Genomic DNA, 24,137 nt, shown 5'->3' with positions numbered 1-24,137 from the left:
TGGGCTGTGAGAAGATCATATACATGATGTGAAACGTACATGAAGTGAAGGAGCGATACGCATGTTTTGGACAATTGAATGGGATACAGTCTTAAAATTAGCCGTGGCCACCTTAATCGGTTTGATTATTGGGCTTGAACGAGAGCTGAAGAAAAAGCCCCTCGGCTTAAAAACGTGTATTGTCATTGCTGTCAGCTCCTGCGTGTTAACCATCATCAGCATTGATGCAGCCTACAATTTCCCTCGAGTCTCTAAGCTTCAAATGGACCCACTCAGGTTACCGGCGCAAATTATATCTGGTGTTGGTTTTATTGGAGCAGGTGTGATTCTGCGAAAAAGCAATGATGTCATCTCAGGTCTTACAACTTCTGCGATGATCTGGGGAGCAGCAGGACTTGGGGTTGCAACAGGTGCAGGATTTTATAAAGAAGCCTTCCTCAGTCTTTTCTTTATTCTGATTAGTGTCGAATTTCTACCATGGCTCTTCCAGCGGATCGGGCCGATTCGCTTACAGGAAAAAGAAATCCGCATCAGAATGTCTCTTTCTGATCGAAACCGCATGACGGATATTTTAAAAGAAATGAAAGCCCTCAATATTCGCATTCATTCTGTTCGAATTGATGATTTAACAGAAAAGAACTATCCGATTATGGAAGTACGCGTACGCGTGCATAAAGATCGCTATACAACCGATGTGTACTTTGATATTAAAGATCTAGAAGGCGTCGTTGGCGTGAAGTGTGATACGGTATAAAAGGTGATGGGACAAAAGTCTCTTCGCCTTTTTTTATGGGAAAAGGGTTGAACCATTGCCTTCGTTCAAATAAAATACAAATTATGAAATAAATGATAAAAGGGGATTTTTCATGGGCTCTATGGATCGTAAAAATCGTATTTTTCTTATGTGTGGGATGCTAGCGGTACTCGTCTTCGCTGCTTTATTGACCTCACATGATGTCACTCCCGTATCAACAAATGCAGCAGACAAGAAACAAACGAAAACACCAAAAAATATTATTTTTATCGTTGGCGATGGAATGGGGATGCCCGTGATCAAAGCCTACCGCACATTCAAGCAGGAAAAGCTTGGTTCTACAAAAGCACAAACCGTCTGGGACCCGTATTTAGTCGGGATGCAGACCACACATCCAGATGATCCTCGAGATAATATTACCGACTCAGCAGCCGCAGCCACGGCCATGGCGACTGGGAAAAAGACATACAATGATGCCATCGCCGTCAACCAAGAAAAAGAACCTCTTAGAAGTGTCGTTGAAGCAGCAAAGGAAGCACAAATGAAAACAGCCTTTGTTGTCTCATCTGACATCACCGATGCGACACCTGCCGCTTTTGGCACACATAACGTCTCCCGAAAAAACAAAGAACAAATTGCAGACCACTTTTTTGATGAGAAAATAGGCGGAGAGCACAAAGTTGATATCCTTCTAGGTGGCGGAATGCAATATTTTGACCGAAAAGACCGTAATCTTGTGAAAGAATTTAAGAAGAGTGGATATTCCATTCTAAGGTCAAAAGATGATTTAACCTCCCAATCATCTTCAAAAATGCTTGGCTTATTCCAGGAGGACGAACTGGATCGAGCCATCGATCGTCCAAAGCATGTGCCTACTTTAAAAGACATGACACTGGCAGCATTGACCCAATTAAATCAAGACAATTCGCATGGGTTTTTCATGCTGCTTGAAGGCAGTACCATCGATTCTGCTGGACATGAAAATGATGTGGTCGGCGCCATGAGTGAGATGGAGGATTTTGAGAAAGCAGTCCAAGCGGTTCTTCAATTCGCTAAAAAAGACAAAGAAACCCTTGTCGTCATCACAGCAGATCATGCGACTGGCGGCTTTTCGTTTGGTGCAGACGGCATGACAAGTGAAACCGGCTATAAATGGGACCCAGCACCCATTCTAGCTGCTAAGAAAACACCTGTGTATATGGCAAAGAAAATCGCAGGTGGACAATCGGTACGTGATGTCCTTCACACCAATATTGATTTCTCGCTCACAAAAGAGGAAATCTCACAGGTAGAGAAAGCGGCACAATCAGGGAAGGCCGGTACGATCCAACTCAGCATTCAACATATCTTTGATCAGCGTTCTTTCTCAGGCTGGACAACCTTTGCCCATACAGGTGAGGATGTCCCTGTCTATGCATATGGACCTGGTAAAGCAGCATTTCAAGGCTGGATCGATAATACAAAGCAAGGAAAGAACCTGTTTCACATCATTGAATCACCGTCCACCTATCGCCCATAAAAAATAACCCCCGCCTCATGACATAGGCGGGGATTTTGATGTTAAGATTGACTGAGTTTTGTAAAGTCAAACGTCGTAATCGGTGCTGCTTGCTCAATGTCGGAGCGGAAGCCAGCGAGCATGGCCTTCTCTTCTTCTCCGATGGTAGCCAAATCAAATGCTTGATGCAGCAAGCCATAGATCAGCACGTGACGTAAGCGAAGGAAGTCAGGAATGTAGGCAAGCCACTCATCCCCAAGCTCATTCTCTTCACGATAGCCTTTAAGGAATTGCTTCATAAAGTTTCCTGCAAAAGCAGCTTTGTCTTCGTATGGAATCACTGGGTACCACAACACATTGTATAGCAAAATGCTGATGTCATTTATAAACCAGTTGTACCCGATATCATCGAAATCAAAGGTCGTAATTTTCCCTTGATCCCAGTGGAAGTTTCCGTGATGAAGATCCGCATGAACCAATCCGTACGTATCCTGATTTTTCGGAAGCTTTGCCAGCTTTTCCATCAACCGATCCGCTTGTTCAAACACAATGGTCTGATCGGCCGGGACATACTTACGCAGTTTCAGCTGCTCCTCTTCATCCCACTCTTGTCTTTTATAACGTGGGTCTGACAGCTGATAGCTTTTTGTCAGTTTATGCATGCGCCCTGTGTACTGTCCAAGGGCATAAAATAATTCATCGTTCCAGTCTGCCTCTTCCACTTTATGGCCTGATGCTTTTTCATAGACTCGAAGCAAAAATGAACCGCCTTGCCCATCGTCTACTTGCTCGATATCACGGCCATTTAATGAAGCAATTGGTTTCGCAACCGAAAGTCCGCCCTTCGCTAAGTGATGGAGCCATTCCATTTCACCTAAAATATAATCAGGTGATCTGCGGATGGTATGGGTAATTTTTAAAATGAAAGACTCTCCGTCTTTTTTAAGTTCATACACATAGTTTTCTGCATCTGCGATAAAGTGGATGTCACTTCGCTGGACCCCGTATAAATGAGTGGCCTCATCTAAAATTTTTGATTCTTCATATATGGCTTTTACATCTTTATGCATGCTGATTCTCCCTCTTCATATATTTTGCTAATTCTCGAATGGTGTGTTTTTCAGCAAAATTCAAATCATCAACATACCAACCCTTCTTTTCAATCTCTACTTCCATTTTGACAGCAAGTAAAGAATTTCCTCCTAAATCGAAAAAGTCGTTGTCAATTCCTACTTTTTCCACATGAAGAATGTCACACCAAATATCAAAAAGCAATGCCTCGCGTTCATTGGTTGGCTGTGCGTAAAGTCCATGATCCTGCGTTAGTTCCGTCTTTAATAATGCACGAAGACCTTCTTGATCATGTACCTTAAGGGCTTTTACATAACCGCTGTGCAGCGTTTGATCTGGTTGAACCGTTTCCCATGTATAACGATTAGAAGCTGAATGACTTGCTGCCTCCACCCTTTGATCCTCTATTTCTTCTGCCGAGTGCTGACGAGATGACAATTGGTCGACGATCTGAATGTGATCGCTCAGTGAACCGATTTCTTTCACTTGTATCCGGTATGTTTGCTGCTCCTCAATCTCCTGCATCTGGTGCTCTTTCATAAATGACTTGAACAGCTCATTACGTCCAGTCGATGCAAACGAGAATTCAATGGAAGAAAGCTGATGCAGACGGCTGTATTCAGCGAGCCATGTCAGACATTTTTGCTCAATCCCTTTCCCTAGAGCACGGCAGCTTAGCATCCATGCATCAATTTTCAAGGTGTCGCCTGCATGATGAGCCAAGATAGCCCCTACAATCCCTTCATGACTGAAACGATCCGCTGCCTCAATGACCCAGCCCTGGACATGCTCATTTTCCATCCGCTCTCTCAGCTGCTGTTCATCAAAGCGCTGCTCATTTAAGCGGAATTGGTTAATACGGCTGCTCATTTGCGCCACGCGGGCAAGGTGCTCTTCTGCCCACTCTGTTACACTCATGTTCAAATTCAAATCTTGTAAAAATTGCTCCATTGATGGCGATTCTGCTTTTTCTTTTTGACGAGCCTTTTCAGCCTTGTAGCTCGTTGTTCGCCCTCTATCTTCATCTGTGACATCATAGCGGTCGAATGCCCAAGCATGCTGGGCGAATAACGGAATCGCTTTTTCATTGGCAGGTAACAGCAGCGTCATCACTTCAGGCAGCTCTTCATTCATACGCAAGCACTGAGCTGGATCATCGTCTAAGAAAATAAACTGAGATAATGAAAGGTTCAGAGAATCTGCCATCTCTTTTAGATGTGCCGGTTTACTTTCCCAATTGATCCGCCAGTCGACGATATCGTCTTTTTGCAAGATCATATCTGGGTGGTTTTCAAACACGCGCCACACATCTTCTTCATTGTTCCTGCTGCTCAAGACAAGCAGGAGCCCCTCTTGCTGCTTTTGTTTTAAAAAGCGCTGAAGCATTTGATGTTCTGGCGTAATGTCGATGCCTTCCACACCGTCTTCTGAAACGACACCTCTCCAAAGCGTATGATCACAGTCAATGGCCGCTACCTTAAATGGTGCACCTTGCCATGCAATGATCTCGCGTGCGACTTTTGTACCGATAGCTCCACAAAAGACTTCAGTGAATGGGAGGTGTGCGGCTTGCTCTCCTTTTTCATCAAAGATGTCATCCATCTGATATTGCTGAGCAAGCTGACGACAGTCGATCAACTGAACACCGCCTATCTCAGATAACTGAGCAATCCACTCTTGTTCCACGTCTTGCAGGGTGTCTTTAAGAGCAGCACTTATCGGCAAAATCCCAACAAAATATAGGTTATGTTTCGTTTTTGATTTCAGAACGTTTGCTAGTTCTTCAGCATGCTCTAAAGCCAGTTTTTTCTTTTCTTCCAGTGAGAGATGAGCGGGACCAGTGATATCCTCTAAACGAATGAGCAGAAGATTCGCACCGTTTTTCTTCTGTGAGATAAGGCTGCGCTCATTTAGTAATTCCTGATAAACCTGCCCATATGGTGCAAATTGAACATCAAGCTGCACATCAAACTGCTTGGTCCAGTACTGAATATAAGGTGCGACTGGATCGGCTGTAAATGTCGAGCTGACTGTCAGTACGAGCGGTGCTTTTTCCTCTGCGCGCTCCCTTTTCTCTTTTGCTGCTTGTTCTTCTTCCTGTGAAAGAACAGCGAAATCCTTGAGCAGTTGATCAGGTGTTTGAACAGCCTGTTCGACCAAGTGCTGGAAGTGGTTGACGAAAGCTTGCATCGTCTCATGTTTAAACAGAGCCAGATTGTATTGAAGGACGCACTTTAACTCCCCCGTTACCTCTCTGACAACATCCATTTTCATATCAAGTTTGGAAATCCCCTTTGCAAACTCATGTGTTTCAAATGTTAGTCCATCGGCTTCAATTTTAATATTCGGATCGTACTCATTATGATAGATGAGCATCGTATCAAAGAATGGATTGCGATGCGGTCTTGTTTTTGGATTCAGATGCTCAACCATTTGGTCAAATGGGTACTCTTGATGGTCATACGCATCCAGCAGTACTTGCTTTGTCTGCGCAAGTTGCTCTGTAAAGGTTGCTTCTTGTACCATGTCTAGTTTAATTGGCAGGAAGTTCGTAAACATGCCAATTGTATGCTCGATATCTGCATGACGTCGTCCAGCCACAAGTGAACCGACAATCAATTCCTCCTGATCCGCATAACGTGAGAGCAGCAGCCCATAGAGCTGGAACAAGATGACGTTATTTGTCAGTTGATACCGTTCAGCGAGCTGTTCAATTTTCTCAACGATGTGCGGTTCAATATTAAATTTAATCGCTCTTCCTAAGAAGGATTGTTCCTTCCGTTCAAAATCATATGGCATTGTCAAAGTTGGCACATTTGAGCCAATTTGCTGCTTCCAATAATCCTGCTGCTTTTGAAACATCTCGCTGCGGAAATATTTGTCTTGCCATTCTGCATAATCTTTATATTGAACGGTCAGTTCCGGCAAGGTTTCCCCTCGATAGAGCTCAGTAAATTCTTTAATAAAGATGTTCATGCTCGCTCCATCCGCCACAATATTATGCATATCGACTAATAAGAGATGATCATGTGCTGCGATTTTCACAAAACGCACACGGATCAATGGTGCAGCCTTTAAGTCAAATGGACGAATGAATTCATCGATTTGTGCTTCTAATCCTTCTTCATCAGCCTCTGTCATTTCAACAGCAAAGTGGAAATCATCATGGACCCGCTGAACCGGTTCTCCACCTTTTAATTCAAAGGTCGTTCGCAAGGTTTCATGACGATCAATTAATTGCTTGAAGGTCTGCTCAAAGCGCTCGACGTCAATTTCACCTTTACATCTTAGTGCCATCGGCATGTTGTATGAGGTCACTTGACCAATACGCTGATGAATGAGGAATGTCCGTCTTTGAGCAGCAGATAATGGATACGTGTCTTTCTTTTCCACTGGTTCAATCTTGAAATATTGATGCTTCTCTGCCTTTTCGATGAATGCTTGGAGCTTTTCAATCGTCGGATTGTTGAACATGTCTGTGAGCGTAAGTTCTACACCAAACTCTTTGTGAATTTGAGAAATCAGACCGGTCGCATTTAACGAATGTCCGCCAAGCTCAAAGAAGTGGTCGTCTCTTTCCACCTTTTCAATTCCTAAAATGTCTTTCCACATCCGCTGTAACGTTGCCTCAATATCATTCGCTGCGGCGGCATGGACTTGATTGTTTTTTTCTATTTCCTGTGCCTTGTTTTCCTTTGGCACCACCATTTGCACACCTGAGGATGAAGATAATGCGGATGTATCTACCTTTTCAATCCAATATCGTTGTCGTTCAAATGGATAGGTCGGCAAGGATACTTTTTGATTTGATGTCTGATTTCGCCATTTTGTCCAGTCAACCGGCACCCCTTGAAGCCAGATGTCACCAAGCCTGCCCAGCAGGTAGCGGTCGTCTGCTGCCTCTTCTTTCGGGTGACGCATCAATGGAATCGGCTGCTGATGGTGTTCCTTTGAGGCTTGGCGAATAAAGGCACTTAACATATTCCCCGGCCCGACTTCAACGAAAATAGGATCAAGCTCCGTTAATAATGTCTCCGCTCCATCACGGAAACGGACCGCTTGCCGCAAGTGATCAGCCCAATATGCCGGGTCTTGCACTGCTTCATGGTCAATCCACGTACCTGTCACGTTAGAAATATACGGGATAGACGGTGCATTCAATTGATACTCAGCTACCTTTTCTTTGAATGATGGCAGGATGTCATCCATCATTTTAGAATGGAAGGCATGAGAGGTGTGAAGCTTCCTGCACCCATGTCCAGCAGCCTCCAGCTTCTCAGCAAGTGCATCAATGGCTGCGGTCTCCCCTGACACTACACATAACTCAGGACCATTTACTGCTGCAAGTGAAAGATCATCTGTTAAATATGGCAGCACGTTCTGTTCACTCAAAGGAACGCTCAGCATAGAGCCTTTTGAAAGCTTGCTAATGAGCTGTCCCCGATAAGACACAAGATCTACGGCATCTTCAACAGATAGTAAACCAGATACGGCAGCAGCTGTGTATTCTCCAATACTGTGGCCGATCAGTGCCTGCGGTTTGACGCCAAAATGAATCAGCAATTTAGCCAAAGCGTATTCCACACTAAACAGAAGCGGCTGCGTATATTCTGTTTGGTTGATCAGCTGAGGATCATCACTTGCTTCTGTTGAGAATAAAATGCTGAATGGGTCAACTGAGATATGCTGTTTGAATTGATTCAAGCATTGATCCAGCGCTTCCTTAAAGACTGGATATTTGTCATAAAGCTGACGCCCCATGTCTACATACTGAGATCCTTGACCTGGGAAAAGAAAGACGACTGGCCGGCTCGATGTTTGGGAGCTTGCCGTCTTGACCACCTCTTTTGACCTTTGATTCAGCGCCTGTAACATGTCAGCCGTGTTACTTCCAAGAATGACACGTTTATGCGGGAAATGATGGCGCCCTGTTTGCAGCGTATAGGCAACGTCACTTAGACGAACATGCTGCTGATGCTGAAGTAAATAGTCCGCAAGGCGATCCGTCATTTTCTCAAGAGCTGCTGGTGTTTTGGCAGATAATAAAAGAAGTTCACTATCCTCAGGGCTATCTGCGGCGACACGTGTAGCAGGTGCTTCTTCTAAAATGACATGAGCATTTGTTCCACCAATTCCAAACGAGCTTACACCTGCCCGGCGAGGAGATTCCTGCTTGCTCCATGGCGTCAAGTCTGTGTTTACAACGAAAGGCGAATTGGCAAATTCAATTTTTTCATTCGGCGTTTCAAAATGAATCGTCGGCGGAATCACTTGATGCTTTAAGCTTAAAACGGTTTTAATAAAGCCGGCGACACCTGACGCATCATTCAAATGACCAACATTTGATTTGACAGAACCAATGCGGCAAAAGCCTTTTTTATCTGTATCAAACGCTTGCTTGAGCGCTTCAATTTCGATCGGATCTCCGAGGGTAGTCCCGGTTCCATGTGCTTCAATGTACGAAATGGTTTCAGGTTCCACCTCAGCCATTCGAAGTGCTGTTTTAATCGCTGATACTTGACCTTTCGTACTCGGCGCTGTATATCCTACTTTTCTATTTCCGTCATTATTAATAGATGATCCTTTAATGACAGCATAAATGTGATCGCCGTCTTCAATGGCATCCTCTAAATTTTTTAAAATAACGGCTCCTGCACCATCACCAAAAACGGTTCCATCGGCCTTGTTATCAAAGACGCGGCAATGTCCGTCAGATGAATGGATCATGCCTTCTTGATAAAGATAGCCCGATTTTTGCGGCAGGCGAATGGACACGCCGCCTGCAACAGCCATATGACAGTCACCGCTTAATAAAGCCTGAACAGCTAAATGAATCGACACCATCGAGGTCGAGCAGGCGGTTTGCACCACCATACTCGGCCCCTTCAAATTTAATTTATATGAAATCATCGTCGCCAAATAATCACGCATATTCAGAACGGCAGCTTCCAGTGTTTTCGAATCCTCACCTTGAGCCGCCCCTTGAAGTGCTCTCATGACCCATTCTGTATTGATTCCTGCACCTGTATAAAGACCAATTTGCCCTTTATATTCAAACGGATCGTACCCAGCGTCTTCAAGCGCCGTCCACACACATTCATGAAACAGTCTGAACTGCGGATCCATCATGGCCGCTTCCTTTGGTGTATAGTCAAAGAAATCTGCATCAAATAAATCAACATCATCAAGCATTCCTTTTGCTTTGACAAAACGGGGGTTTTTCAATAAGGCTTCATCTGTACCTTCACGCCGTAATTCTTCCTCTGTAAAAAAAGAGATGGTTTCTTTTCCCTTTTTCAGATTCTCCCAGTACTCATCTACATTTTTGGCCCCTGGAAAACGACCTGCAAGACCGATAACAGCAATTTCTGCGCCATGATAGTGATTCGTTGTATCATTCATTCTCGATTCCGCCTCTCAATCTTTTATTCCGTTGCTGTTTAAAACGAGCTCTTCGATCACCTGAAGTGACGACGGCTAGTTCTTCTTCCATCGTTTCTTCCTTCGAGTCCTCAGAAGGCTGGATATATTTCGCAAGCTCTGCAACAGATGGGTACGTAAACAAGGTCACAACCGCTTCATTTGTTTGAAGTGCTTGATTTAACCGATTGGTGACTTGAACAATATCCAGCGAGCTTGCGCCGAGATCAAAGAAATTGTCGTGAATGCCCACTTGTTCCATGCCCATAAAATCCTGCCATACTTGACAGATCGCTTTTTCAGTTTCATTTCGAGGAGCCACATATGGATTGCCCAGCTCTGGTCTTTCGTGCTTAGACACCTCATATGAATCCTCATTCGCTGCTGCCTTCGGCTCTAGTGACAGCCATTGATCTATCCGTTCATCAAGATTTCCTGTGGACACGAGCATGTGTCGATTCTGCCGGTTAGACAGAACATACTGGAACAGCTCAGCACCCTCTTCTGGTAATATCGCAAGCTCATTGATCGATTCACCAATTGTGGATTCTAGCTCACCCCAGAAATTCCACGCATCCCAGTTCACACACATCCACGGGGTTTGACTATGTTGATTAAGTCTAGCTGCAAATGCATCCATATATAAGTTAGCCGCTGAGTAAGCAGAGAATCCTAAGCCCCCAAGCAATGCACTAATGGAAGAAAAGAGAAGACAAAAGTCTGCTTGTTCTTGTTCCAGCAGCTGCTCTAGTACATCGAGCCCTTTCACCTTTGATTGGAATTGATCCTCTCCCTTCGCCAGTGTAGAAGGGATATCTTTGATTGCACGGAAGGATGTACTTCCTGGTAATCCGGCTGCATGGAATACACCATGAACGCCGCCATGCTTTTTGCGAATGGTCTCAAAAACACGTTTCATCTGATCCAGATCTCCTGCATTCGCCTGCACCGCTTCTACTGTTGCACCTAATCGTTCGAGCTCAAGCACCTTCTCAATTCTCGTGCGCTGCGCTTCATCGGCATTTACTTGGTGAACGTATGACGCCCATTCATCTCTCGGCGGCAATGCCGTTCTTCCAGTTAAATAAAGATGTACGTTTCCTTCCTTCGCCAGCATCTTTGATAGAACAAATCCGATGCCGCCTAAACCTCCTGTGATCAGATACACACCATTTTGCCTGATCATCTTCGGAAGACCATCTTCTTTTTGCAGCGGCAAACGTTTGTAGCTCTGCACCCAGCGTTGACGATTACGATACGCCACAAGCTGATCCTTTCCAGGCTGCATGATTTCCTGCACAATGAGATCGACAAGCGCTTGTTCCTTCCAAGACATCACGTCTGGCACATCTTCCACATCAATATTCCAGCATTTGATATGATGGTATTCCTGTGAAATCACTTTACACGGTCCAAGCATTGCACTTTTCTCTGCACATATCGTCTCATTGCCTGTGACTGGCTGAATTCCGCTAGTGATCGTAAACAGACGGCATTCTCGAATATTTTTTTGGGAAGCAATCGCTTGAGATAAGAAAATTAAGCTGTAATAGCCTTTTTCAATGTGCGCCTGAAAAGCGGATTGACGATTCGAGTTGTCATCTTCTTTCGCAGCTTCCCATAAATGCAGAATCCGATGGATATTGACACCTCTATTAGACAATGAATCTAGCATGTTACGGTAGTGCTGGCCTTCTGCCGGATTGATCGTAAACGACTGCTCTTGCTCTTGATAAGCTTCACCCTTTGTGACAGAAATGACCTTGATACCTTGTTGCTTAAATGAATGGGTAAACAGTTCATGAAAAGCATCCTGTTCCCTGAAAATGAGCCACGTTTGTTCTTCTGTTTCTTTTTCGAAAACAGGATTTAGCGGCTGCTGCTCCCATGAAGGCAGGTAGAACCATTCTTCCATCTCTTTCTTCTTCGTTTCCTTAGGAGCGGATAGCTGCGGAGAAACCGGCTTTCCTGCTTCAATCCAATATCGTTTCCGCTCGAATGGATAGGTCGGCAGCGATACGAGCTGACGTTCCTCTTGAGTTGGATGTTGCTGCGCTTTGACCTCGTAGCCGCCTGCCCATAGCTCTCCTATTCTTTTTAAGAAATATGCATGGTCATCCGCTTGTTCTCTTGCATGCCTCACCATATTCAGAACATCATGATGAGACTCTTTGTTATCATGACGTTTCGCTAATGCCGTCAAGCTGTTTCCAGGTCCAACTTCAATGAGCGCTCGTACTTCATCGGTTAACAGCTGAGATAGACCTTCATGAAAACGAACGGTTCCACGCAGGTGGCTCGTCCAATAAGATGCTGTCATCACCTCTTCACTTGTTGCCCAGGTGCCTGTCACATTCGATATAAACGGAATCGTCGGCTCATGCAATTCTACTTTCTCTACGAATTGTTGAAACGCCTCAAGCATCGGCTCCATCATATAGGAATGAAAGGCATGAGAAGTATGGAGCTGTCTTGTGACAATTCCTTTGTCTTGCAGTTTCTTTTCAAATGCAGTGATATGCTCTTCTCTTCCAGAAACGACACAAAGGTCTTTTGCATTGACAGCAGCAACAGAAAGCGATTCATCAATCATCGAAGTCAGCTCTGCCTCGGGTAATTGCACACTAAGCATGGCGCCTTTTTCCATGTCTTGCATCAATCTTCCTCTTGCCATCACGAGTGTTAATGCAGACTCCAGAGAAAAGACCCCTGACAAGCAAGCGGCAACGTATTCGCCGATACTGTGTCCAATCATTGATTCTGGCTCAACACCGCTATGCTGAAGCAATTTGGCTAATGCATACTCAAATATAAAGAGAAGCGGCTGAGCATTTGACGTTTTTGTGATGTCTTCGTTCGTTTCATTCTTGGAAAAAACAATGCCCTTTAAATCAACTTGCTCCGTTTCCATTACATATTTAAAGCATCTATCTACTTCCCATTTGAACACTGGCTCTGCATCGTATAATCCGCGCATCATACCAGCATACTGAGCGCCTTGACCCGAAAACATAAAGGTCGCTTTACGCCATTTTTTGCTTCGGAACACACTCGTTTCAAGCTGTTCCTGCTGCATCCATTCATCAGCAGACGCGAGCACGATGGCTTTTCGGTATGGAAATTGCTTTCTGCCATACCGCAATGTATAAGCAATATCTTCAAGCGGAACTTGAGGGTGCTGGATCACATACTGCTTTAATCGCTCTGTCATTTTCGCTAAAGCAGTATCTGTTTTTGCAGATAAGACGAGCAGCTGCTTTTGGTTAGAAGCTGGTTTTTGCTTCGTCTGTATGCCCTCTTCTATGATCATATGGGCGTTCGTTCCACCGATACCGAAAGAGCTAACCCCCGCTCTTCTCGGGCCATCTGCTTCCTTCCAATACAACGCCTTTTGATTCACATAAAACGGTGTATCTTTGAAAGGGATCTCCTGATTGGGTGATTCATAATGAATGGTTGGCGGGATCGTTTTATGCTGGAGGGCCAAAATGGCTTTAAACAGACCTGCAATCCCTGCCGCACTATTTAAGTGGCCGACATTACTTTTCACAGAACCGATCGGAATCTTCAGCGGATCTGTCCCTTTGAACACTTGACTAAGGGCAGATACCTCAATTGGATCTCCCATTTTTGTCCCCGTACCATGTGCTTCTACATAACCAATGGATGCGGGATCGATACCTGATTTTTCATACGTTTCTTTTAAAACCTCTGCCTGTCCTTCCACACTTGGAGCGGTAAAACCAGCTTTTCGGCTGCCATCATTGTTCACACCAACCCCTTTGATGACCGCATGAATCGGGTTGCCGTCTCTCATCGCATCTTCATAACGTTTTAGCAGAACAATCCCCGCTCCATCTCCGAAAATGGTTCCGCTCGCCTCTTGGTCAAACGGACGGCAATGTCCATCTTTTGATTGAATCATCCCATCTTGATAGATGTAGCCGATATTTTCTGGAGAACTGACCGTCACACCGCCAGCCAGTGCTGCATCACATTCTTGATTCAATAAAGCTTGACAGGCCATGCCAATGTTGACAAGTGAGGTCGAACAAGCTGTCTGCATGGTCACGCTAGGCCCGTGTAAATTCAATTTATAAGAAAGCTGCGTACTAAAGAATTCACGATCATTTAACAGCATTGCGCTGAATTGCTCAGTTGCTTCCATTTGATGTGCAAAGCGCGTCAGCCACTCATGATTTGGACTCGTTCCTGTATAAACACCAATTTTCCCTGCCATTCGATCAGGGTCACAGCCAGCATCCTCCAGCGCTTCCCAAGCACATTCATGCAAGAGCCTGAACTGCGGATCCATGAGCTCTGCCTCTCTAGCAGAATAGTTGAAGAAGTCTGCATCAAAGCCTTCGATCTCTTGTAAACGGCCTTTTGCTCCAATGAAATTCGGATGCTGATAAACAGACGCATCCAGCCCTGCTTTCTTGAGTTCTTCTTCTGTGAAAAAGTGAATCATTTCCTCGCCATTCACAAGACGCTGCCAAAAGTCTTCTAGCGACGAAGCCCCTGGGAACCTTCCTGCCATTCCGACAATCGCAATATCCGTATGCTCCTGGGACGTGTTCTTTACTGGGAGAGAAGCAGGTGTTTGATCTCGTTCCATCTGTTCTTCAAACAAATATTCAGCAAGGCTTGCCACTGTAGCAAACCGATACAATTGAACAGTGTCAATTTGTTGATCCATTCGCTCAGATATTTTCGCTGCAAGCTGAGATATATCAAGTGATGTCGCACCAAATTCAAAAAATGGCGATTCATCATCCATTTGATCAAACCCAAAATGAGTTTGAACAATGTCGTGAATATCTTTTTGTAAAGAAGCGAGCGAAGTAAAAACACGCTTTACATCCTGCGGCTTTTGTGGCTCAATGGCTGCCATCGTATTTGTTTGTGCAGAAAAATCGGTTTTATGAAATGGATACCCAGGTAGCGGAATGCGCTGCCTGTTCTTCTCCTCTGTTAAAGGAAAGGATAAGCCGACCCCCATTTCACAAAGAACACCGGCGATTTGAAGAATGTCTCCATCAAGTGATTCGGTTGATTTTTCTGCTCCCTTTTCAACCACAATGCTTTGTTTTATTGAAAGATCAATGATCAAGGCTGTTGATTCTTGCTCAATCAAAGGCGGTTTTACAGACTGATCCATATCAAGAAAACGCTTTGCAGACGATGGATGGAAAGTGGTTAGTTCCTCCCCGGTTTGCTGCAAGTAAACAGGCTGTTGGAGTGTCCTCTGAGACAGGGAAGCCAGCCTTTGATTAACCGTCTCGATGTCATGAAGATGGTACACAATAGATGCCGCATCTTTTAGCTCAAGCCCGCCTGCTGCATATAAAGCTGTCCAGACTCCGCTGCCTTCTCCAATCCAACCATCTGGTTCAATTCCGAGTGACCTTAGCTCGTTGGCAAAAGCCGATGTCATGATCAGCATAGCCACTTCTGATTGTCTGCTTTGTTTGGAATGGAACAGCTCGTCTTTTTTGATAGGTACCGCAGATTGGACGAGGCTCATTAATCGATCCACTTCTGTTTTGAAAGAATGATCTTTCTCATACAGCTTGATGTAATCACGTAAACCTGACTCATGATACCCCGTCAGCCTCATGCTTATCCGTTTATAAAGAAGACTTTCTCTGCCTGCTGTATCTTCATTTAGCACTTGCAGTTGCTCTAATAATTCATCCCGCGACGAACAGACAAACGTTTTTCGATATTTGAAGGCTTTTCTTCCACTTTGTAAGGTGTAAGCTGCTTGGCCAAGTGAGAGTTCATGATGTGAGGAGACATATTCCTTCAAGTTTTTTGTCATGTTCTTCATATCATGCGTTGATCTAGCTGAAAGCACAATTAATTCTTTGGACGAGTCCGTGCCGTTTGTTTTTCTTGGCTTCGCCTCTTCTAAGATGACATGAGCATTTGCTCCCCCTATACCAAAGGCACTGACTCCAGCTCTCCTTGGCAAATGAGACGACTTCCACTCCTCTTTGTCTGTCCCAACATAAAATGGCGTTTGCTCAAACGGAATACGGTGATTCGGCTTGTCAAAGTGCGGCATCGGGGCAAATTGACGATGATGCAGCATCATGACTGTTTTGATAAAACCAGCCACGCCGCTTGCGGCATCTAAATGCCCAATATTGGCTTTGACTGATCCAATCCGGCAATAGCCTTGTTGATCTGTTTGAAAAGCACGAGTAAGCGCCTCAATCTCAATCGGATCTCCAACAGGCGTACCCGTTCCATGTGCTTCGATATAAGAAATCGTCTCTGGTTCTGTCTCAGCCATTTCTAACGCAGATTCAATGACACTTGCCTGTCCACTCACACTTGGGGCTGTATAGCCGACTTTATTGCTTCCATCATTGTTCGTTGCAGATCCTTTTACGACGGCATAAATAAAATCTCCGTCTTCTATCGCATCTTTCAATCGTTTTAGCGCAACCACGCCTGCACCCTCACCAAAAATGGTTCCTTTTGCTTTTTCATCAAACGGACGGCAATGGCCATCAGGAGAATAAATCATTCCTTCTTGGTATTGATAGCCTGTGATTTGCGGCTGATGGAGTGTGACACCTCCTGCTAACGCAAGGTCGCATTCACCTCCGATTAATCCTTGACAGGCCATATGAATAGCAACAAGCGACGTGGAGCAAGCCGTTTGTACCGATACGCTTGGACCTTTTAGATTTAATTTATAAGCAATCCGAGAAGCAAAGGACGGGTCATTGAGATGCATGATTTGAAATACATCTTCGTTCTTTTCAAGTGACGACATATGCTGCCCCATCCACGATAGATTGCTAGATGCCCCGGCATAAAGACCAATTAAACCTTCGTATTGCTCAGGCTCATAGCCTGCGTCCTCTAGCGCATGCCATGTGCATTCATGCATCAATCGAATTTGCGGGTCCATAATGGATGCCTCTCGCGGAGAGTAGCCAAAAAAGTCTGCATCAAATGATGATGCATTCTGTAAAAATGGCTTTGCCTTCACATAATCAGAACGCTTTAGCAGCGTCTCATCTACACCCGCTGCCTTTAATTCTTCATCAGTGAAAAACGTAACGGATTCTTTCCCTTGCGATACATTTTCCCAAAACGTTTGCACATTCGGTGCTCCGGGAAACGTACCTGCTAATCCTACAACTGCAATTTCAAGTCCAGATTCGGTCCATTGCTCTTGATCAGACATACGCTGCATTTCTCCCATCTATTTTCGTTTTAATCTCTGTTTACGGCGGTTTTTCCCATCTGCCATCGCCTGTTTACGGAGATTAGATGATTCAGTGACAGCTTGCTTTTCTTCCTTTACTCCATGTATCTTCTTCAGTTCTGCAGCCAATGACGCGATCGTCGGATGGCTATACATCATGACCACCGGAACCTCTATGCCATAAATTGATTTGATATGACCGCTCATCTGCAGCAAATCAAGGGATGTCGCACCCATTTCAAAGAAGTTCTCATTCACATCCGGTTCATGATGAAAAAAGGAGCTGAGTACATCACTCAATGATGCTTCTAGACGATCATCTATGATCTGCGATATTTCTTGAGACGGCTCTTCTTCCTGCTGCATAGGTGTTAATCGATGTTTCATTCTCTCACCCATGTCTCGAACAGAAACAAGAATTTGCGGATAATCTAGACGCAGCACTTCCTGAAAGGCCTTTATCCCTTGTTCTGGAAAAATTCCCGCCTGCTCCTCAAGCGCCATCATGTCATTGACTTTGGCCGCTAATGCTGAGTCGTGTGCCATACCGACTTTTTCCCACCGATCCCAGTTTAAAGAAATCACTGGCTTTCCTTCCTGCCTCTTCGCATGAGCAAAGCTGTCCATAAAAGCATTGGAAGCCGCATAAGCCACTTGTCCAGCCGCTCCAAGAAAGGACACTAGGGATGAACAAAGTAAAAAGAAGTCGAGCGTTTCATCCTTGAGTGCTTCATCCAGCACATAGGTCCCGTTGATTTTTGCCTGACACATGCGAATTTCATCGTCTGCTGTTCTTGCTTGGATGATCTTCCCATCTGCCTCTCCTGCCGCATGAATGACACCATGTAAATCACCAAATGACGTATGAGCCAGCTGGACCGCTTTCTGCACAGCATCTTGATCTGACACATCACCGTGTACAACTTGTACATCAGCTCCTAACTCTTCAAGAGTCATCAGCTTTTTCACGGTCTCAGCTTCTTTCCCATCTGCATCACGCAGCTCATGCCATGCAGAGCGTTTACGTATTTGTAATCGGCTCATGAACACAAGTTTCGCTTGATACGTTTCTGCTAAATGTTTAGCTAATGTGAAGCCAATGCCCCCCATACCGCCGGTCATGAGGTAAACGCCATGAGTCCTGAAAGGCTGCTTGGACGATTCCTCTTTGTTTAAAGGGGTGCTTGAAGCCTTTCGAATCCACCTGCTGTTCACGCGATACGCCACGACCGCATCTTGATCGTGCATTGCAACCTCGTATGAAAGAAATAGCGGCCAGTCCGCCTTTGTTTCCTGACATAAATCAATGTGCTGACACGCAATATGCTGATATTCTTGAGGAATGGTCAGAGCCAGCCCAGTACATGTTGCTTGAAGAGGATTGACCTTCTCCATCCCGATTACATCATGCGCTTGGTTTGTCACAAGATGAAGACGGATGGCTGTGTTATGATACTGGCTGATCAGCCTGACGAGATCGAGCACAGATAAGTAGTTTGGCTGATCATCGGTATCTTCTGTTAGTTCATCATGCATCCAGATGATCTCTTCCGGTATAAATTCAGATTGCTGCAGTTCAGCCATCACCCACTCTAAATGTGACAGCATATGAACGTCAGCCTTCATCAACTGGTCATTTTCTTTGATCGTATGATCACTTTGACAGACGCTGACAACCTCTGCATGCCGTTCTTTCAAATAAGCGCCAATATGACCATTTTTCTCAAAAACCAAGATACGCTTCCCTTGATGATGCTGCTCTTTTAGTACAGGTGCAGAGCGCTCCCATACCGGAATGTAAAACCAGTCTTGAAAATCAGCTGAGAGTTTCTCCCCCTTTTCTGATGGCGCTAAAGCGGTCATCAGCTGATCCGCTTTAAACTGCGGAGAGGGGAATATTTGATGCTCGAATGGATATGTTGGCAGTGACACTCGATATGGGGCCTTTTCTTTTCTGACAGCGCTCCAATTCGGTTCCACTCCAAAACTCCACAGCTTCCCTATAGCCTTTTTCATATATTCATCATCAGCAGCTTGTTCTTTTGGATGTCTCACCAATGAAACAGCCGCTGCTTTGTTCACATCATAGTCATCATGTCGTCTCACAAATTGAGTTAACGTATGACCTGGCCCCACTTCAATGAAAACCACTTCTCCAAGTCCAAGTAACGTCTCTACTCCTTGACTAAATAAAACAGGCTGCCTGATATGAGATGCCCAGTAATCAGGTGATGCGGCTTGTTCATTTGTTAACCAGCTCCCTGTCACATTCGAAAGGATCGGAATCTCGCCCTGCTGGTAGGTGATCTCCGAGAGAACGTTCTTAAACTGTTCGGACGCTTCATCCATCATACTCGTATGAAAGGCGTGAGAGGTTTTCAGCTTTTGGACAGAAGCTCCTCTTTTTTCAGCTTGTTCGAGATAAATCTGTAACCGTTCTGAAGGACCGGAAACAACAGATAATTGTGAGCTATTCACTGCAGAAAGCTCGACACCTTCTGGAAGATCATGTTCAATCTCATCGGCAGGGAGTGACACACCGGCCATTTCACCTGGAGGCATTTTTTGCATCAAACTGCCTCTTTTTAAAACGATCCGGATGGCATCTTCAAGGTTGATCATACCGGCCACGCAGGCAGCCGTGATTTCTCCAATACTATGACCAATGAAATAATGCGGACGTATGCCTAGTCCCATCAGCTTCGATGCGAGCGCATACTCAAAACTAAACAAGATGATTTGTGTATATGATGTTTGCTGCATGAGTTGTTCTGCTTTTATGAACTCTTCTTCGGTTGTTGGATATAACACGTTCTCGATCTCAACACCTGATAACGATAAAATAATGGCAAAACATTTCTGAAGCGTTTCTTTAAATTCAGGGTCTTTCTCATATAAATCCTTGCCCATATTCACATACTGAGCACCTTGACCAGAAAACATCCAAACGACCGCAGGCTGTTGAAAGGCCTTTTGCGGCTGGCCGGCTGACTGGAATGTGCGGCCCGGACCTGCAAGAAAAGCTTGTCGATAAGGAAAATGCTTTCGTCCCTCTTGCAGGGTAAATGCAGCATCGGATAGTGTGACATGCTTATGTTCTTTTAAATAAGATGTCATTTGTTCAGCAGACTTTTGAACCGCCTGCTTCGATCTTGCCGAAATCACCATTAGCTCATGATCTCTTTCTACTGACGGTTTGTCGGCGGCGGGTGCCTCTTCCATGATCAGATGTACATTCGTTCCGCCGACTCCAAATGAACTGACCCCGGCACGCAGCGGCTGCTCTGATTTCGTCCATGGTACAGGTGTTGTATTTACATAAAATGGGCTTGATTCAAAATCAATTTTCGGATTCGGTTTTTTATAATGAAGGCTAGGCGGCAGCATCTGATGGTACAGACTAAGCGTTGTCTTGATAAAACCTGCAATCCCTGCGGCTGAGTCAAGATGACCAATATTGGTTTTCACAGACCCAATCGCACAAAACTGTTTTTTATCCGTTTGAAAGGCTTGCTTTAGTGACTCAATTTCAACTGGATCTCCAAGAGTCGTACCTGTGCCATGTGCTTCAATATAAGATATACTCTCAGCTTCTACACGACTGATGTTGAGTGCCTTTTTAATGACTTCGCTTTGTCCTTCTATACTTGGTGCCGTGTAGCCAACCTTCCGCCCGCCGTCATTGTTATAGGCTGAACCTTTGATCACGCCATAGATATGGTCCTTATCCTTTAGTGCCTGCTTTAATGATTTGAGCACAACAACACCGCAGCCCTCGCCGCCAACGGTTCCTTCTGCCTGTTCATCAAAAGCCCGGCAGTGCCCATCTGGCGACATGATCATGCCCTCTTGATACATGTATCCTTTTTTGTGAGGGGTCGTAATGGTGACGCCGCCTGCGAGTGCCATTTTACATTCTCCGGTAATCAGGGCGCGCGCCGCCATATGAATGGCAGTCAAAGAGGAGGAACAAGCTGTATCAACAGCTACGCTCGGTCCCTTCAAATTCAATTTGTAGGATACCTTTGTGTTCATGAAATCTTTATCTGTTAACTGAACAGCCGCAAATTGTTCAGATGAGTGATTCGTTCTCATCAGCATGGAAGCAGCTTGCCAATATAAATTAGCAGAAGCAGCTCCAAATAAACCAATCGGTTCCTGATAGGTTTCAGGGTTATAGCCTGCATCTTCAAGGGATTCCCATGCCACCTCATGAAACATGCGGATTTGCGGGTCCATTACTTCTGCTTCACGCTGTGAATAACCAAAGAAATCTGCATCAAAGTGATCATGCTGATCGACTGCTCCTTTAGCACGTACATATTGCTCATGGTCTAATGCTTCTTTCTCAACCCCTGCCTCAAGCAGCTCTTCCTTCGAAAAGAACGTAATGGACTCTCTTCCATTTGCAAGGTTGTCCCAAAAGTGATGAATATTCTTTGCTCCCGGAAAACGGCAGGCCATCCCAACCACTGCAACCTCTAATCCTGTGAACTTACTCATCTATCATCCCGCCTAACAGTTGAGCGGCACTTTCTAAGTCATCCGCTTCATTTTCTCCATCATTTTCGATCTGTTTCTCTTGCCCTGAGACTTTGTTTCTCAATTGAGCGGCTATTTGCGAAACAGTTGTATATTGGAACAGCTCCATCACTGTCAGCTCCTGCTGAAATTCCTCTTTCACTTTATTGGACAGCTCAACGATATTAAAAGAGTTCCCGCCTAAATCGAAAAACGGTTCATCTATACGAATCTGCGCAGCAGGGACTTGTAAAATAGATGCGAAAATGCGAACAAGCTTCTGCTCTGTTTCATTATGTGCTTGAATGGTCAACGGCTCTTGATTGCCTGCCACTTGATCTTCTGGATTCGGCAGTGCTTGGATATCCAATTTCCCTGATAGATTCAAAGGAAATTGTTCTGTTTGAATGACATGCCTCGGCACCATATAACCTGGTAACCTTTCACTTAAAGACTGACGAAGCGCACGCTGATCTATCGCTTGTTTTGCCATCATATATGCGCAAATGTATTGGTCCTGATCCTTCGTTTCCTTAGGAATGACAATGACATCTTGAATCAGTCCTTGCATATGCGGGTCATCAAGAATGGCTCTGCGGATCTCCTCGAGCTCAATTCGATATCCTCTGATTTTCACTTGGCCATCGTTTCTTTTAGCAAATTCTATCAACCCATCAAACCGCCATCTTGCAAGGTCTCCCGTACCGTATAACATCCCGCTGCTCAGCTCTGGTTTTTTGATAAATTTCTCCTTGCTCAGATCAGGGTGATTGATGTATCCACGACCTACACCATCGCCTGCTATATATAGTTCGCCAAAGACGCCAATCGGAACTGGCTCCCCTTGCGCGTCACATATGAAAATATGCTCATTCGGCATCGGCTTCCCAATAGGAATGACCTGCTCGTCCCAGTCATGGGGAATCAAAAAGGATGATGACTGAACCGTACATTCAGTCGGCCCATACGCATTAATCATGATCGGTTTTTCACCTGATACATGCTGTAAAAATTGATCCATCAGCTCTTTTGTGAACACCTCTCCGCCCACCAGCAGCATGTTCAAAGCAGGCAGGTCTTGTTTCGATTGCGCTGCTGCCTTGTTCATCAGCTTTAAGTGAGAAGGGGTCACATCTGACAGCTGAATGTGGTTTTCTTGGTAAAACGACCATAACGCATGCCCATCCATACGGACTTCATCTTTGGCAATATGCAGCGTATGCCCGAGGAGCAATGCCGGGAACAATGTTTGAACAGACGCATCAAAAATGTGTGAAGCCAGCATCCCTACTTGCAAAGGATCAGGGAGCAGATCAAAAAAGCGCGTTTTCATTCCATATACCAAATTAATGACATGACGATGTTCAATAACGACCCCTTTTGGATGCCCTGTCGTTCCTGATGTATACAGGACATACGCCATATCCGAAGGCGAAATAGACCAAGTCAGATTCTCTTTTATTGGCGATTCTTGAAGCATGTCTTGAATAACATGAACCTCGACATCCAACTCTTCATGTCCGTCTGCATCCGAGACAATAGCTGCAGCGCCGCTGTTTTTGAGCATATACCGAATTCTTTCGATCGGCAGATGGACATCAATCGGTAAATAAGCATAGCCAGCCTTTAAGATGCCAAGAATGGCAATGACCAGTTCAGCAGACCGGTTCATTCTGAGACCAACTGGAGTCTCACGTGTCATCTCACTTTGAGACAGTCTAAGCGCAATGCGATCCGATAAATCATCAACCTCTTCATATGTATAGGAGGTTGTGCCAAACATAACGGCCGTTCGTGCTGGATGCAATTGGACTTGTTCTTGAAATAACGACACAATATCACGATCCACTGGATAAGCGAGCGACTCTCCTTGAAACGAATCAAACAGCTGACTTTTCTCCATATCAGATAAAAATGAGTGTGTGCTCATCGCTTGTTCAGGCGTTTTGAGACATTGCTCTGTGAGTGTCATGAAATGTCTGGAGAACTGCTCCATCATTTGATCGTCATAAATGGAAGCATCCCAGTGAACTTCAGCATGAAGGTGATCTTGTTCTTTCTTCCAAACAATGAGCACATCTGCATGCAGCTGCTCTCGGTCAGCATGCCCATGCAATGTCTCAAACGCACATGCCAGATTGACACGCCTCTTGTCTTCTCCTACTGAATGCCAAAGCTCATCCATTAAAATATGAACAGGATAGTTTTGATGACGCACTGCCTCCTGAAACGATTGTTTCACTGCCTCTAGCCCTGCGCTAAAGCTCATATGAGGCTCAATCTCTGCCTTAAGCGGCAGCATATGATTAATGGCTGATTGATTGGCAGACTGTTCCATTGTAGGAACAGTCACCATCAACTCAGTTTTTCCGCTATAACGTTGAAGCAAGCCAAAAGCAGCTGTGGTCAGCACGATAAACAGGCGCAAATCAGAATCTCCACATAATTGCTTTAACGAATGGTTCATAGCCACAGGGAAGGACGAATGAAGCGATCGGTTCATTGCAGCAGAATGGGCTTGTGAAACCGTATGAGGGATCCGGCCATCCAGTTGTACACCTGATAAGACAGATGTCCAGTAGACTCTTTCTAACGCCCTTTCCTTCGCCGCTGCTTTCAGTTGAAAATCATCATGTTCAATCACT

At 44.9% G+C, this 24,137-nt stretch carries 7 protein-coding genes; 2 read left to right on the top strand and 5 right to left on the bottom strand.

Annotated elements, in window-relative coordinates:
• The first annotated feature begins 61 nt into the window (after positions 1-61).
• The gene (locus tag MKZ03_RS03275) at positions 62-754 is read left to right on the top strand and encodes an MgtC/SapB family protein (protein ID WP_034664661.1); all 693 of its coding nucleotides are present in this window, start codon (positions 62-64) and stop codon (positions 752-754) included.
• A 112-nt stretch (positions 755-866) separates the two neighbouring features.
• Positions 867-2,273 carry an alkaline phosphatase gene (locus MKZ03_RS03270; RefSeq protein ID WP_341030923.1) on the top strand — a complete coding sequence of 469 codons (1,407 nt, stop codon included), beginning with the start codon at positions 867-869 and terminating at the stop codon, positions 2,271-2,273.
• A gap of 41 nt (positions 2,274-2,314) precedes the next feature.
• Here the strand turns inward: MKZ03_RS03270 and MKZ03_RS03265 are convergent, their stop codons facing one another.
• The 5 genes from MKZ03_RS03265 to MKZ03_RS03245 are packed head-to-tail and all read right to left on the bottom strand — an operon-like array spanning position 2,315 to position 24,136.
• The gene (locus tag MKZ03_RS03265; protein WP_307499188.1) at positions 2,315-3,322 is read right to left on the bottom strand and encodes a phosphotransferase enzyme family protein; all 1,008 of its coding nucleotides are present in this window, start codon (positions 3,320-3,322) and stop codon (positions 2,315-2,317) included.
• Positions 3,315-9,725: an HAD-IIIC family phosphatase gene (locus tag MKZ03_RS03260; RefSeq protein ID WP_341030922.1), complete on the bottom strand. Its 6,411-nt coding sequence runs from the start codon at positions 9,723-9,725 to the stop codon at positions 3,315-3,317. The genes MKZ03_RS03265 and MKZ03_RS03260 overlap by 8 nt, the downstream gene beginning before the upstream one ends.
• Positions 9,718-16,950, bottom strand: coding sequence for an SDR family NAD(P)-dependent oxidoreductase (locus tag MKZ03_RS03255; RefSeq protein WP_341030921.1), 7,233 nt, complete (start codon positions 16,948-16,950; stop codon positions 9,718-9,720). The genes MKZ03_RS03260 and MKZ03_RS03255 overlap by 8 nt, the downstream gene beginning before the upstream one ends.
• Positions 16,951-16,968: 18 nt before the next feature.
• Positions 16,969-21,474 carry a type I polyketide synthase gene (locus MKZ03_RS03250; protein ID WP_341030920.1) on the bottom strand — a complete coding sequence of 1,502 codons (4,506 nt, stop codon included), beginning with the start codon at positions 21,472-21,474 and terminating at the stop codon, positions 16,969-16,971.
• Complete coding sequence (locus tag MKZ03_RS03245) at positions 21,467-24,136, bottom strand: non-ribosomal peptide synthetase (RefSeq protein ID WP_341030919.1); 2,670 nt, start codon at positions 24,134-24,136, stop codon at positions 21,467-21,469. The genes MKZ03_RS03250 and MKZ03_RS03245 overlap by 8 nt, the downstream gene beginning before the upstream one ends.
• Position 24,137: the final 1 nt, after the last annotated feature.

This window comes from Bacillus sp. FSL R5-0431 (assembly GCF_038002985.1).
Taxonomy (GTDB): Bacteria; Bacillota; Bacilli; order Bacillales; family Bacillaceae; genus Bacillus.
This window is presented reverse-complemented; position numbering and strand designations above follow the sequence as displayed.